The organism is Pseudomonas sp. AN3A02, from assembly GCF_011765255.1.
Lineage (GTDB): Bacteria > Pseudomonadota > Gammaproteobacteria > Pseudomonadales > Pseudomonadaceae > Aquipseudomonas.
In genome coordinates this window covers 320,864-333,971 of the sequence record NZ_JAARNI010000001.1, presented here as the reverse complement: position 1 = coordinate 333,971, position 13,108 = coordinate 320,864, and the positions used below count along the sequence as shown (strand labels likewise).

Sequence of the window (13,108 nt, the reverse complement as noted above, 5' to 3'; positions counted from 1 at the left end):
GCCCCCTCCCACATTTTTAACTGAGTTCGGCTCGAAATCGGCTAATACAAAAAAGGGCGGCACCCTCACAGGTGCCGCCCTTTTTGTCGCCGCCGCTTTTACAGCTTGGCGGCCAACAGCGCTTCGAGCTTTTCCTGGTCGCGGGCGAACTGACGAATGCCCTCGGCCAGCTTCTCGGTAGCCATCGCGTCTTCGTTGGATTCCCAACGGAACTGCGCCTCGGTCAGGTGCACACGCGCCTCACCGGCATGGCCTAGCGCCAACTTGCGCTCCAGCTTGCCATTGTCGGCAGCCAGTTTTTCCAGCAAGTCCGGGCTGATGGTCAGGCGGTCGCAACCGGCCAACTCTTCGATCTGGCTCAGGTTACGGAAGCTCGCACCCATTACCACGGTCTTGTAGCCATTGGCCTTGTAGTAGTTGTAGATGCGCGTCACCGACTGCACCCCTGGATCCTCGGAACCGGTGTAGTCGTTGCCGTTGGCCTTCTTGTACCAGTCGTAGATACGGCCTACGAATGGCGAAATCAGGAACACGCCGGCTTCAGCGCAAGCCACGGCCTGGGCGAAGGAGAACAGCAGCGTCAGGTTGGTCTGGATGCCTTCCTTTTCCAGCTGCTCGGCGGCGCGGATGCCTTCCCAGGTGGAAGCGATCTTGATCAGTACGCGGTCGCGGCCAACGCCGGCCTTGTCGTACAGGTCGATCAGGCGATGCGCACGCTTGAGTACGGCGTCAGTGTCGAACGACAGACGGGCATCCACCTCGGTGGAAATACGGCCGGGCACCACTTTCAGGATTTCCTGGCCGACGGCTACCGCAAAACGGTCGCTCGCCAGGCCTACGTCGCCGTTGCAGTCGGCAACGCACTCGTCCAGCAGCTTGGCATAGCCTGGGATCGACGCGGCCTTGAGCAGCAGGGAAGGGTTGGTCGTGGCATCTTGCGGCTTGAGCTTGGCGAGGGTAGAAAAATCGCCGGTATCGGCTACTACAGTGGTGAATTGCTTGAGTTGTTCCAGCTTGGAAGTCATGGGCGTGCTCTGTCCTGTGGGTCTGATGACATTACCCGAGCGCCGACAGCCGCTCAAGGGCGCAAATGCATTCGATCGTTTGCGAGGGCAACAACCTGAAAACAGCCGTTTGAATCAACGGCCAATGCTGAATAGGAGGCCAAAACAGCCGGCAGGTTCAACCCAACTGCCCGATGACCACCCGATCAAACGTTGGGAGCAGCCTTGCCTCTGCAGCCACCCCCATCTTCCTGACATCCCCCCATCCAAATGTGGGAGCGGACTTGCTCGCGAAGGCGTCGTGTCAGCCACCCAATAAACCCACTGACACCCAAATCACCGCCCCTCCAGCAACTCCCCAGCCTTATCCAGCAACGCCAGCGGATCACTGGCCTTATGAATATCCACCGACAACAACTGCCGAAACTTCCGCGCCCCCGGGAAACCCGTCCCCAGCCCCAGTACGTGGCGGGTGATGTGGTGCATCGAGCCACCTGTCGCCAGGTGTTCGGCTATATAAGGACGCAACTGCGCCAACGCCTCGGCGCGGGTGATCACAGGTGCAGTGCTGCCAAACAGTTGTTGATCCACCTCCGCCAACAGATACGGATTGTGATAAGCCTCGCGGCCCAGCATCACACCGTCGAAGGTCTGTAGATGTTCCTGGCACTGTTCGAGGGTCTTGATTCCGCCGTTGAGGATGATCTCAAGCTCAGGAAAGTCCTGCTTCAACTGCGCCGCCACGTCATAGCGCAACGGAGGAATGTCCCGATTCTCCTTCGGTGACAGCCCTTCCAGAATGGCGATTCGTGCATGCACGGTGAAACTGGTGCAGCCCGCGTCCTTCACCTGGCCGACGAAATCGCACAGCTCGGCGTAACTGTCCCGGCCGTTGATGCCGATGCGGTGCTTCACCGTCACCGGGATCGAGACCGCGTCCTGCATTGCCTTTACGCAATCCGCCACCAAGGCAGGGTGGGCCATGAGGCAGGCGCCGATCATATTGTTTTGCACCCGGTCGCTTGGGCAGCCGACGTTGAGGTTCACTTCGTCGTAACCGGCGTCCTGGGCCATGCGGGCGCAGGCGGCCAGGTCCGCCGGGACGCTACCGCCCAACTGCAGGGCAAGCGGGTGCTCGGCCTCGTTGTGGCGCAGGAAGCGTTCGTGGTCGCCGTGGAGGATTGCGCCGGTGGTGACCATCTCGGTGTAGAGGAGGGCGTTTTTGGAGAGAAGGCGCAGGAAGAAGCGGCAGTGTCTGTCTGTCCAGTCCATCATCGGAGCAACAGAGAAGCGACGGGAGAGCGATGGCGTTGGTGCTATAGATGAGGACATTAGGATCTGGGATGGATAAGGCGAAGGGCCGACAGTTTAACAGGAATGCTCCTGGTCCCGTGGTGGTCAGTGCCAGAGCTTCAGCCACCCTGGCACGGTTTTCAGCTTATTTCTTCTTTTTGTCCGGCGCTTGAGTCAGCGCTGAAGCCGCCACCGATTTCACATCCGGCGGAGTGGTTGGATCCGCCAGCAGCTTGGCTGCTTTTGAAGCGACGCTTTCACTGGTTTTTTCGTCTTTAGCCATTACTTGAGCTTTCCTCTACGTAGTTCGCAGGATCATCTGAATGGATGCCTGGTCGGCTTTAATATGTAGGGGCTAACGGTTGATATCGCCAATCAGAATATGTGCCGGGATAATTCGTCGCCAAAACGACATCAACCTGAACCGATCCTGTCCCACGGCAAAGTTTCATAATTCCCACCGGTATTGAGGCCTACGCTCAGCCCATAAGCCCAAAGGGAACTGAAAAATGATCTCCAATCTGGTCAAAGTCGTGATGATCGCTGGCACGTTGCTGTTGGCCGCTTGTTCGACGGGGTCGTCGGACGTGAGTAGCGATCCGTGTTTTTCAGGGGGATGCCAGGCCTTTGGGGATCATAGCCCCAGCAAGGCCGCCAAGATGAATTTTGGAGGCAGTGCGCTTGGGAGTAGTTATGGGGAGTATGGTTCGGGGTTGTTGCATGATGACTGACTGAGCGGGGGGGGCAGTCATTTACTCAGTGACTGACCCACCGCTTTCGCGAGCAAGCCCGCTCCCACATTGGATCGTGGGAGGGCTTTAGTGACCGCCTTTCATACGTCGGGCGATCAGGTAGATGCCCAAACCTACCAACGCTGTTGCAGCACCGATGTATCCCGTGCTGGTCCACCCATACCCCGCCGTAATCGCCATCCCACCGAACCACGGCCCCAGCGCATTTGCCAGGTTGAACGCCGCGTGGTTGGACGCCGCCGCCAGGCTCGGTGCCTCATGCGCAATGTCCATCAAGCGGATTTGCAGCGGCGCGGCCATGGCGATCATGGTGCCGACCAGGCCAATACCCAGCAGTACGCTCCACAGCGAACTGGCGGCGAAGGTGAAGAAGATCAGCACGGCCATCGACCACACCATAATCCAGCCCACTGCGCGAAATTGCAGGCGGTCAAACAGTTTGCCGCCGGCGATGTTGCCGATGATGCCGCCTACGCCAAACGCGGCCAGACCGAATGGAATCCACTGCGGCGAGACTTTGGTCACTTCGAGCATGGTCGGTGCCAGGTAGCTGAACACGCAGAACATCCCGGCAAACCCAATAGCGCCAATCGACAGCGCCATCCACACCTGTGGTTTGGTGAAGGCGCGCAGTTCTTTGCGTGGGTCGCTGCGGGGTTCGTCGTGGCGATCCGGTACGAATTGCCAGACCAGCGCGATGGTGCACAGGGCGATGGCGCTGACCAGTGCAAACGCCGAGCGCCAGCCAAAATGTTGACCGAGGAAGGTGGCGATAGGGTTGCCGAGCAGCATGGCCAGGGTCAGGCCCATCATCACTCGCGCGACAGCGCCGGCACGTTTGTCGTTGGGCACCATGCTGGAGGCGACCACGGCGGCGATGCCGAAGTAGGCGCCGTGGGGCAGGCCGCTGATAAAGCGGAAGGCCACCAGCGAGCCGAACGTCGGGGTAAACGCCGTGGCCAGGTTGCCCAGGGCATAAAGGCCCATCAGCAACAGAAGCATGTGTTTACGCAGTAACTTGGCGCCGAGGATCGCCAGCAGCGGGGCGCCGACCATCACGCCCAGCGCATAGGCGCTGATGGCGTGGCCGACTTGCGGTTCGCTGAGATTGAGGTTGTGGGCGATGTCGGGCATCAGGCCCATGATGGCGAATTCGCCGGTGCCGATAGCGAACGCGCCCACGGCCATGGCAGCTTCCATTTTGGCGGCGCTGCGCGCGGGCAGCAGGTGCCCGGGGGTTTGGTGGATAGACATGGATCGCTCTGTTTGGATGGATGACACGGTGGAGAGCCGCCGATGCTACGCAAGCAGCGGCTAGGGTGTCTAGAACAGCCTTTTGCGCGAGCGTTCCATCTCTTTGGCGAAAGCCTTCATTCCGATGTGTGCTCCTCCAGGAAGTCCAGCAAATGCTCGCAAAACACTTGCGGCGCTTCTTCCATCACGAAATGCCCGCAGTCAGCAATGATCGCCCCGCGCAGGTCAGATGCGCGCCCCTCCAGCGTCACCAGCGGTGCGTCGTTGGTGGCGTGTTCGGCACCGATGGCTAACACCGGCATTTCCAAAAGGCGAGTTGCTCGGCATTGGTTTTGTCGGATGGTTTCGGGAATCGCGCGGTAATAATCAAACCCTGCGCGCAGCCCACCTGGGGATGAATAGGCGCGGATGTAGACGTCGGAGGCGACGGCATCGCGGTGAAAGGCCCAGCGATCAAACATGAAATTGAGATAGGTTTCTTCACGTCCGGTAATCAGCGCTTCGGGCAGGTCCTGGACTTGATTGAATAGAAAGTGCCAGAGAAAGATGTTCTGTTGCGGCGCGACGAATATCGGGGGCGGTGGGGCAAGGCCAGGTATGACGGCTTCGGTTAGGGTGAGTGTACGCACGGCCTGTGGCTGGTCACTCGCCAGCGCATAACCCACCCACATCCCGACGTCGTGTCCCACGACGTGGTAACGCGTGATATCAAGCGCCAGCAAGGCCCTGTGCAGCACATCGGCAATATTGCCGGTGTCGTAGCCCTTTTCAGGCTGATCTGAATTGCCCAGCCCTGGCGGGTCCACGGCGATAGCCTTGAAGCCCTTATCAGCCAAGGCTTGCATGACATGTCGAAAGGCGTACCAGGTTTGTGGCCAGCCCGGTATCAGCAACACGGGGGCGCCGCTGCCTGCCATCACGCAGTGGAGCTTCCTGCCATCAACTCGCACGTAATGATGAGTGAACCCGTCGGAGGAACTCAGGGATGTAGCATTCGCTGCGTTCATTGGCGTGCCTCAAGCGGTTGAGTCAGGCCGAGCATGGCCTGGATTTGCTGCGGGTTTACCGGTGCTCCGGCGAAGTCATCGAAGATGCGGTCGGTGACGCCGATGATGTGGCGGTTGATGAAATCAACGCCTTCCCGAGCGCCGTCCTCCTGGTTTTTCAGGCAGCACTCCCATTCCAGCGTCGCCCAGCCTGGGTAATCGTATTGGGCAAGCTTGGAGAAGATGCCTTTGAAATCCACCTGCCCATCCCCCAGCGAGCGGAAGCGTCCAGCACGCTCGGCCCATGGGCTGTAGCCGCCGTAGATGCCTTGGCGGCCAGTGGCGTTGAACTCGGCATCCTTGACGTGAAACATGCGGATGAAAGATTGGTAAATGTCCAGGTAGCTCAGGTAATCCAACTGCTGCAGCACAAAGTGGCTAGGGTCGAACAGGATTTTGCAGCGCGAATGCTGGCCTACGCGCTCATAGAAACGCTCGAAGCTGGTGCCGTCGTGCAGGTCCTCACTGGGGTGGATCTCGTAGCAAAGGTTGACGCCGTTTTCTTCAGCCAAATCCAAAAGTGGTCGCCAGCGTCGTGCCAACTCGTCGAATGCGGCGTCGATGAGCCCTTCCGGGCGTTGGGGGAAGGGGAACAAATAGGGCCAGGCGAGGGAGCCGGAAAACGTGCCCAGGTCTGCGAGCCCCAGCCGTTGGGAGGCGATGATGCTCATCTGCATGCGTTCGATGGCCCACTCCGTGCGTGCCTTGGGGTTACCCCGCAAAGGCGCAGGGATGGACGCGTCCCACATCGCGTCGTAGGCAGGATGCACGGCGACCAACTGGCCGAAGATGTGGCTGGTCAGTTCGCTGATCTGCAAACCGTAACCAGCGAGCTTGTCATTGATCTCATCGCAGTAGCTTTGGCTGCGGGCTGCCAGTTCGACGTTGAAGAAGCGGGTATCCCATGCGGGAATCTGCAGCGCTTTGAATCCCTTCGCTTTGGCCCACCCAGCGATGCTGTCCAAGCTGTTGAACGGCGGTTCGTCATGGCTGAATTGCGCCAGATGCAAGCTGGGGCCTTTAAGAGTACGCATCGAAATGTTCCTATTGTTTGTCGGTCGACAAAGAATAGGGGCGCAGGTTTGTTAACGTCAACCCGATATGCGTTAAAGTGACGAAATTACACCGACAGGTAACTGATTAATGGCCGGACGTCCGCGCGAATTTGATAGGGAAGCCGCTCTGGAGCGCGCCATGTGGCTATTCTGGGAGCAAGGTTACGAGGGCACGAGCATGTCTGCGTTGGTAGCTGCCCTGGGGATTGCTTCGGCGAGGATCTATGCTGCTTTTGGCAGTAAAGAAGCGTTGTTCCGCGAAGCCGTGGCCTTGTATGAACAAGATGAAGGTGGTTTTGCTGACCGCGCGCTGCAGATAACGGGTGTGAGAGAGGCGATCAGGCGCATGTTGGACGATGCCATCACCACCTATACGCAGCCCGGTCGGCCCAGTGGTTGTCTGGTCGTCAGTGCCGCAAGCAGTACCAGCCCGGACGGCGACGATATTCAGCAATGGTTGTGTGAACACCGCAGGCAACGCACCGATTCAATCATCGCCAGGCTGCAGCAAGCCAAGGCCTGCCAGGAGCTTGGCGAGGACGCAGATGTGCAGGCCATGGGCGATTTTTACGCGACCTTCCTGCACGGTATTTCGATTCAGGCACGGGATGGTGTGCCTGCCGACCGCCTGCGTCAGTCGGTCGACCTGGCGTTAAGCCTGCTGCCCGTAGAACCACCGAGTCTAGAACAGACGCCCGATCTCGTCCGAGCGTGATATTCTGCGCGCCATCTTGGTCTAGTCTCTATCGGGTACGTACATCCGTATACGTCCCGGCGGTTGGCTGTCGCCCAGGTAGCTGAAGCCAATAATGATAAGAAGTCAGCGCAGAAGGGACATAAAAGTGAGGTCGATACGTCGGCCTTGTGTGCCCACCCTGCGGTCCCCGAATGAATGTGCAAACCCCGCGGTGCGTTGCCTGGCGCAGCGTGATTGAAGGTTGCCCATGATCAGGGGCGGTGGGGCGGATGGCGTTTTATCATAGGTGCTACTGATGTTTAAAAAAGTAAACACTGCCCTGCTGGGGCTGGCTTTGTCGATGGGGATCACTTCCGTTCACGCGGAAGAGGCAAAGAAAGTCGATGTGCTGCTGATCGGCGGCGGCATCATGAGTGCGACCCTGGGTGTGTGGCTCAATGAGCTGCAACCGGATTGGTCGATGGAGATGGTCGAGCGCCTTGATGGCGTGGCCGAAGAAAGCTCCAACGGCTGGAACAACGCCGGTACCGGTCACTCGGCTTTGGCTGAGCTGAACTACACCCCGGAAGACAAGAACGGCAACGTTGAAATCCCGAAAGCGGTCGAGATCAACGAAGCGTTCCAGATCTCCCGTCAGTTCTGGTCCTGGCAGGTTCAGCAGGGCGTCCTGAAGAACCCGCGTTCGTTCATCAACTCCACTCCGCACATGAGCTTCGTGTGGGGCGATGACAACATCAAGTTCCTGAAGAAGCGTTACGAAGCGCTGCAAGCCAGCCCGCTGTTCGCCGGCATGCAGTACTCCGAAGACCCGGTTCAGATCAAGAAGTGGGTCCCGCTGATGATGGAAGGGCGTGACCCGAACCAGAAAATCGCGGCCACCTGGACCCCGATCGGTACGGACGTGAACTTCGGCGAGATCACCCGCCAGTTCGTCGCTCACCTGCAAACCACGCCGAAGTTCGACCTGAAACTGTCGAGCGAAGTGCAGGACATCACCAAGAACGCCGATGGCACCTGGCGTGTCAGCTACAAGAACCTGAAAGACGGCACCAAGACTGAAACCGACGCCAAGTTCGTGTTCATCGGCGCGGGCGGCGGTGCACTGCACCTGCTGCAGAAGTCGGGCATTCCTGAAGCCAAGGAATACGCGGGCTTCCCAGTTGGCGGTTCGTTCCTGGTGACCGATAACGCAACGATTGCCGAGCAGCACCTGGCCAAGGCCTACGGTAAAGCTTCGGTTGGCGCACCGCCGATGTCGGTTCCGCACCTGGACACCCGCGTGCTGGATGGCAAACGCGTGATTCTGTTTGGCCCATTCGCGACCTTCTCGACCAAGTTCCTGAAAGAAGGCTCGTACCTGGACCTGCTGACCAGCACCACCACCCACAACATCTGGCCAATGACCAAAGTCGGTATCCGCGAATACCCACTGGTCGAGTACCTCGCCGGCCAACTGATGCTGTCGGATGACGACCGCTTCAAGGCGCTGCGAGAGTACTTCCCGAACGCCAAGAAAGAAGACTGGCGCCTGTGGCAAGCCGGTCAGCGTGTGCAGATCATCAAGCGTGACGAAGAGCAGGGCGGCGTCCTGAAACTCGGTACCGAAGTGGTCAGCTCGGCTGACAACACCATTGCAGGACTGTTGGGTGCATCGCCAGGCGCGTCCACCGCGGCTCCGATCATGCTGACCGTGCTGCAGAAAGTGTTCAAGGAACAGGTTGCTTCCCCGGCGTGGCAGGAAAAGCTGCACCAGATCGTGCCTAGCTACGGCACCAAGCTGAACGACAGCCCGGAAGCCGTTGCAAAAGAATGGGCCTACACCGCCAACATTCTGCAACTGACCCCTCCGCCAGCGATTCCGCAGTTGACTGCTCCTAAAGCCACCGAGGCTGCCAAGCCTGCGGCTGAGCCGAGCAAGCCAGCTTCTGACATCGCGCTGTAAGACGTTGGCGAGGTCCTGATTCAGGATCAACCCGATGTAAAAAAAAGCCCGCTGAACCGGTAACGGTCAGCGGGCTTTTTGCAGGTGTTACCAGCGCGCGGGCAACTCGACCTGGCGCTCTGCAGCTGCCAACGCTGCCTTCAGTCCCTCTTTATCCAGAGGTATGCAGTACGCCGGCTTGGCGCGTTCAAACCTCCAGCTCTCATCCAGCCCACCGGCATCTACTGCGTCGAAGCCGATCTCGTCCAACAGGGCGATGACTTGCGCCTTGGCTGCCGGGTCATCCGCTGCGACCGGGAGCGCACGCCGGTCCGGCGCACCGCGGGTGCGGGCGTCCTGGGTCAGGTCCGGCGCCAGGATGGCATTGAACACTTTCACTACATTCGACTGCGACAGATGCTCGGCCACCAACCGGCTGGTGGTGGTTTCGAAACGGTCGAGCACGGGAATATGGCCGTCGCGATTCGGGTAGTAGTTGTTGGCATCCATCACGGTTTTGCCTTCCAGCCACTGCGCCGGCACGCTGCGGTAATGCTCGAACGGAATGGCCAGCAGCACTAATTCGCCAAATTGCGCCGCCTCTTGCGCGGTGCCCACTTGAACCCCACGAATGCCACTCAGCACGCTGCTCATGGACTGCGGGCCACGGGAGTTGCTCAACATCACTTCATGGCCGGCGGCCAACGCCAATTGCGCAACAGCGCGCCCGATAAAGCCTGCTCCGATGATGCCAATTTTCATGTCAGTGCTCCTTTGTTGAGAGAGCCGTTATGATGATTGGCTACTGAATGAGGATAAATGGCCGTTCTGGTCTTGGTGTTGTTACTGGGAGTAGTGAATGATGGACCGCCTTTCAAGCATGAGTGCCTTTGTGATGGCTGCCGAGTTGGGGTCCTACGCCCGGGCCGCCGAGCGCCTGGAAATGTCGCCGCAGATGGTGGCCAAGCATGTGGCGGCCCTGGAGCGGCGCCTGGGCGCGCGCTTGCTCAACCGCACCACGCGCCGACAAAGCCTGACGGAGTTGGGGAGCGCGTACTACGAGCGTTGCAAACATATCCTGACGGAAGCAGAGGCGGCGGATTCCCTCGCGCAAATCATGAATGACACGCCGCGGGGCAAACTCAAAATCAGCGCTCCCGTGACCTTTGGCTCCTACAGCCTGATGCCACTGGTGACCGAATTTTTACGGGACAACCCCGAGGTGGAAATCGACCTGCACCTGACCGACCGGTTTGTCGACCTGGTGGAGGAGGGCTACGAGGTGGCGTTTCGCATCGGCCCGCTGGCGAACAGCAGCCTCACCGCCAGGCCGCTGCAGCCTTACCGCTTGGTAGTTTGCGCGGCGCCGAAATACCTGGCCGAGCGGGGTACGCCGCTGACGCCCGCAGACCTCGAACACCACGAGTGCCTGGGATACGCCTACTGGTCACGCCCGGCTGATCGCGAATGGTCGTTCTACCAAGGCTCCGTGTTGCACAAGGCGCAGGTCGCCAGCCGCCTGCACGTGAATGAAAGCCGGGCCCTGATGTCTGCCGCGCGGGATGGTTTTGGGATTGTGCTCGGGCCTGAGGATTTTTTACGTTCGGCCTTGAACAGCGGCGAACTGGTACGCCTGCTGCCGGACTTCGAGGCGCCGAGCCGGCAGATGCATCTGCTCTACACCGCGAACCGCCAGCGCACCGCTAAGCTGCGGCGATTTATCGACGCAGTGCTGCTGCGTTTCGGCCCGCCCTAAACGCTGTAGCCGGATTTGACTTGTTCATACACATGCAGCGCTAACAGGTTGCTGCTATCGCAGAGCAAATACAGATGATGCACCGGCAACGGCGGCAATTCTGCCCCGGCGATCACTCGCGTCAATCCCTTGCCCATCCGGCTCTCTTCCACCAAACCCACCGCCATCCCGCTGCGGATGCAGGCTTCAACGGCCGGCGAACTCGCGCTTTCCAGCAGCACCCGATAGTAAGTGCCGTGCTCCTTCAGGGCCCGAATCGCTGCGGCGCGATAGGGGCAACCTGACAGTTGCACGGCAATCGGCAGCGGCGCCTGCGGTGGATAGCTGAAGTGTTCGGCGGCGACCCATAGCGGCTGGATTTCCCCCAGGCGCTCGCCTTGTTCCAAGGGCTGGGCGCTGACAATCAGGGCCAGGTCCAGCTGCTTGCTGCTGAACAACGTCAGCAGTTCGCCACTGGAGCGCGCTTCTACCTCCAGCTCCAACAGTGGGTTGTCGACGACCAGGCGGGGCAGAAAGTCCTGCATGAAGTCCGGGGCATATGAATCAGGTAGGCCCAGGCGAATTTTGCCCTGCATGCGTTGCGGCGTGAGCGAGGCCAGCAAGCGGTCGTGGCTCTTGAGAAACTCGGTGGTTTCACCCAGAAGTTTCTTGCCGTACATGGTCAGCTCAACCCCTTGGTTGCTGCGGCTGAACAGGCGTTGGCCGACCTGATCTTCGAGCTTTTTGATTTGCGTGGTCACCGTCGAAGCACTGCGGTGCACGTGATTGGCCGCTTCGTTGAATCGCTGAAAGCGGGCAACGGCGTGGAAGGTACGCAATAGATCGATGTTCAGTTGTTTGCTCATGATTCCACTTTTCAGGATTAGTGGTGCGGCTTATTCAAATATACAGAATCATGCGCGGCACTTAGCCTTTTGGTCAATCAAGCGAACCGGAGGCTCAATGAAACGATCAATCTTAGGGCTGCTGCTGTTACAGATGGTGTTCGTCCTGTCTTGGAGTTCGGGCTTTATCGGCGCGAAATTGGCGACCCAGAGTGACGGTATTTTCAATGTGCTGTTTTGGCGTTTTTTATTGGTGTCGTTGTGCCTGGCGCTGTTTTTGAACGTGCGACTGCTGAAGGTTTCCTGGGCGCAGATCCGCCATCACGCGGTGGTCGGTTTCCTCTCGCAGTTTCTGTATTTGACCTGTGTCTACGTGGCGATCCAGAACGGCTTGCCGCCGGGGATTGCGGCGATCATCGCCGCATTGCAGCCATTGATGACGGCGGCACTGTCATCGGGCAGCGTGGCCGAGCGCAGTGGTGGCTGGCAATGGCTGGGGTTGATGATCGGTTTCGCCGGCGTGTCGATTGTGATCGTGGGTCAGTACCGAAACAGCGGAGCCGAAGTCGGGTTGGTCATGTATTTACTGCCCCTGGTGTCGGCGCTCGGTCTGACCGTGGCCACGCTGTACGAACGCCGGTCGGCCCAGACTCAGTCCGGTAACCTCAGCCTGGCGCTGTTTATTCAGGCATTGCTGACCTTGATCGGATTTGCGGCGGCAGTGCTGTACACCGATACGCTGAGCATTCCCCGGGCTCCCAATGTGTTGGTTTCCATCATTTGGCTGACGGTGTTTTCAACCTTCGTGGCTTACCTGAGTTTGTGGATGTTGCTGCGGGTCATGACAGCCACCCATGTGGCGGCATTGGTGTACCTGGAACCGCCGGTGACACTGGTGTGGGCCGCACTGATGTTTGGCGATGTGATTTATGCCTCCACGTACATAGGTATCGCCGTGGTGGTGGCGGGGCTGATTTTGGTGCGTTTGAAACAACCGGCCGTAGCGTGTACATCCTGAAAAGGTCAGTTTTTCTTTACCTGCCGTCCGCCCGTGGGTTCAGCAATCTGACAGTTGGCACCTGTTAAAAAGTCTTATAGCCAAGCAGGAGCGCGGCTGGAGCAAGGGGGCATTTTTACTGGTGTAAACGCTGGGCGGTGACGCCCGAGGATTCTGTATGTTGTTACGTTATGCGGCATTGGCGGCTCTGGTCGTCGCGGCTTCCGGGTGTGTAGAGGAGCGGGTCGTGCATGATCGACGACCGGTGCAGCGTGAATATGTAGAAGTCGTCGCGCCGCAACCGCCGCCGGTGCAGGTCATCGAGGTCGAGCCGGAAGGGCGGCAAGGTTACCTGTGGTCGCGTGGCTACTGGCGTTGGGAAGGCGGGCGGTATGTGGCGGTGCATGGTCACTGGGAGCCGGAGCGACCGGGTTATCGCTACGTGCATCCGCACTGGGTACAGCGCAATGATGGCTATCACTGGCAAGGCGGTGGTTGGGTTCGCTGAC

General features: G+C 59.3%; 14 protein-coding genes. 6 read left to right on the top strand and 8 right to left on the bottom strand.

What is annotated here, in order from left to right; genetic code table 11:
* Positions 1–98 precede the first annotated feature (98 nt).
* From tal to HBJ59_RS01650, 3 genes are all read right to left on the bottom strand, one after another.
* A complete protein-coding gene (gene tal, locus HBJ59_RS01660) occupies positions 99–1,025 on the bottom strand; it encodes a transaldolase (protein WP_167662613.1) in 927 nt (308 codons plus the stop codon).
* 315 nt (positions 1,026–1,340) lie between these two features.
* Entirely contained in the window at positions 1,341–2,336 is a 996-nt protein-coding gene (gene dusA, locus HBJ59_RS01655) for a tRNA dihydrouridine(20/20a) synthase DusA (protein ID WP_167662612.1), read from the bottom strand.
* Between the two features lie 106 nt (positions 2,337–2,442).
* Complete coding sequence (locus HBJ59_RS01650; protein ID WP_167410166.1) at positions 2,443–2,580, bottom strand: hypothetical protein; 138 nt, start codon at positions 2,578–2,580, stop codon at positions 2,443–2,445.
* Between the two features lie 226 nt (positions 2,581–2,806).
* On the opposite strand from HBJ59_RS01650, the gene HBJ59_RS31345 reads away from it, so the two are divergent.
* The gene (locus HBJ59_RS31345) at positions 2,807–3,028 is read left to right on the top strand and encodes a hypothetical protein (RefSeq protein ID WP_167662611.1); all 222 of its coding nucleotides are present in this window, start codon (positions 2,807–2,809) and stop codon (positions 3,026–3,028) included.
* Between the two features lie 87 nt (positions 3,029–3,115).
* Here the strand turns inward: HBJ59_RS31345 and HBJ59_RS01640 are convergent, their stop codons facing one another.
* The 3 genes from HBJ59_RS01640 to HBJ59_RS01630 form a co-directional block, all read right to left on the bottom strand.
* On the bottom strand, positions 3,116–4,303 hold the full coding sequence (locus tag HBJ59_RS01640; protein ID WP_167662610.1) for an MFS transporter: 1,188 nt from the start codon (positions 4,301–4,303) through the stop codon (positions 3,116–3,118).
* A 116-nt stretch (positions 4,304–4,419) separates the two neighbouring features.
* Entirely contained in the window at positions 4,420–5,310 is an 891-nt protein-coding gene (locus HBJ59_RS01635) for an alpha/beta fold hydrolase (RefSeq protein WP_167662609.1), read from the bottom strand.
* A complete protein-coding gene (locus tag HBJ59_RS01630; RefSeq protein ID WP_076017262.1) occupies positions 5,307–6,383 on the bottom strand; it encodes a sugar phosphate isomerase/epimerase in 1,077 nt (358 codons plus the stop codon). The genes HBJ59_RS01635 and HBJ59_RS01630 overlap by 4 nt, the downstream gene beginning before the upstream one ends.
* 109 nt (positions 6,384–6,492) lie before the next feature.
* On the opposite strand from HBJ59_RS01630, the gene HBJ59_RS01625 reads away from it, so the two are divergent.
* On the top strand, positions 6,493–7,119 hold the full coding sequence (locus HBJ59_RS01625; RefSeq protein WP_167662608.1) for a TetR/AcrR family transcriptional regulator: 627 nt from the start codon (positions 6,493–6,495) through the stop codon (positions 7,117–7,119).
* Between the two features lie 277 nt (positions 7,120–7,396).
* Entirely contained in the window at positions 7,397–9,043 is a 1,647-nt protein-coding gene (mqo, locus tag HBJ59_RS01620) for a malate dehydrogenase (quinone) (protein WP_167662607.1), read from the top strand.
* Positions 9,044–9,130: 87 nt separating this feature from the next.
* Here mqo and HBJ59_RS01615 read toward each other — a convergent pair whose 3' ends face one another.
* Positions 9,131–9,784 carry an NADPH-dependent F420 reductase gene (locus HBJ59_RS01615; protein WP_167662606.1) on the bottom strand — a complete coding sequence of 218 codons (654 nt, stop codon included), beginning with the start codon at positions 9,782–9,784 and terminating at the stop codon, positions 9,131–9,133.
* Between the two features lie 97 nt (positions 9,785–9,881).
* Here HBJ59_RS01615 and HBJ59_RS01610 point away from each other — a divergent pair, with 97 nt between their 5' ends.
* A complete protein-coding gene (locus tag HBJ59_RS01610; protein ID WP_256670779.1) occupies positions 9,882–10,778 on the top strand; it encodes a LysR family transcriptional regulator in 897 nt (298 codons plus the stop codon).
* On the opposite strand, the gene HBJ59_RS01605 is transcribed toward HBJ59_RS01610, so the two are convergent.
* Positions 10,775–11,623, bottom strand: a complete 849-nt coding sequence (locus HBJ59_RS01605; RefSeq protein ID WP_076017267.1) for a LysR family transcriptional regulator — start codon at positions 11,621–11,623, stop codon at positions 10,775–10,777. The two genes, HBJ59_RS01610 and HBJ59_RS01605, sit on opposite strands and share 4 nt — an antisense overlap.
* Before the next feature lie 97 nt (positions 11,624–11,720).
* Between HBJ59_RS01605 and HBJ59_RS01600 the strand changes: the two genes are divergently transcribed.
* The gene (locus HBJ59_RS01600) at positions 11,721–12,620 is read left to right on the top strand and encodes a DMT family transporter (RefSeq protein ID WP_167662605.1); all 900 of its coding nucleotides are present in this window, start codon (positions 11,721–11,723) and stop codon (positions 12,618–12,620) included.
* 157 nt (positions 12,621–12,777) lie between these two features.
* A complete protein-coding gene (locus tag HBJ59_RS01595) occupies positions 12,778–13,107 on the top strand; it encodes a YXWGXW repeat-containing protein (protein ID WP_167662604.1) in 330 nt (109 codons plus the stop codon).
* The last annotated feature ends 1 nt before the right edge of the window (position 13,108 follow it).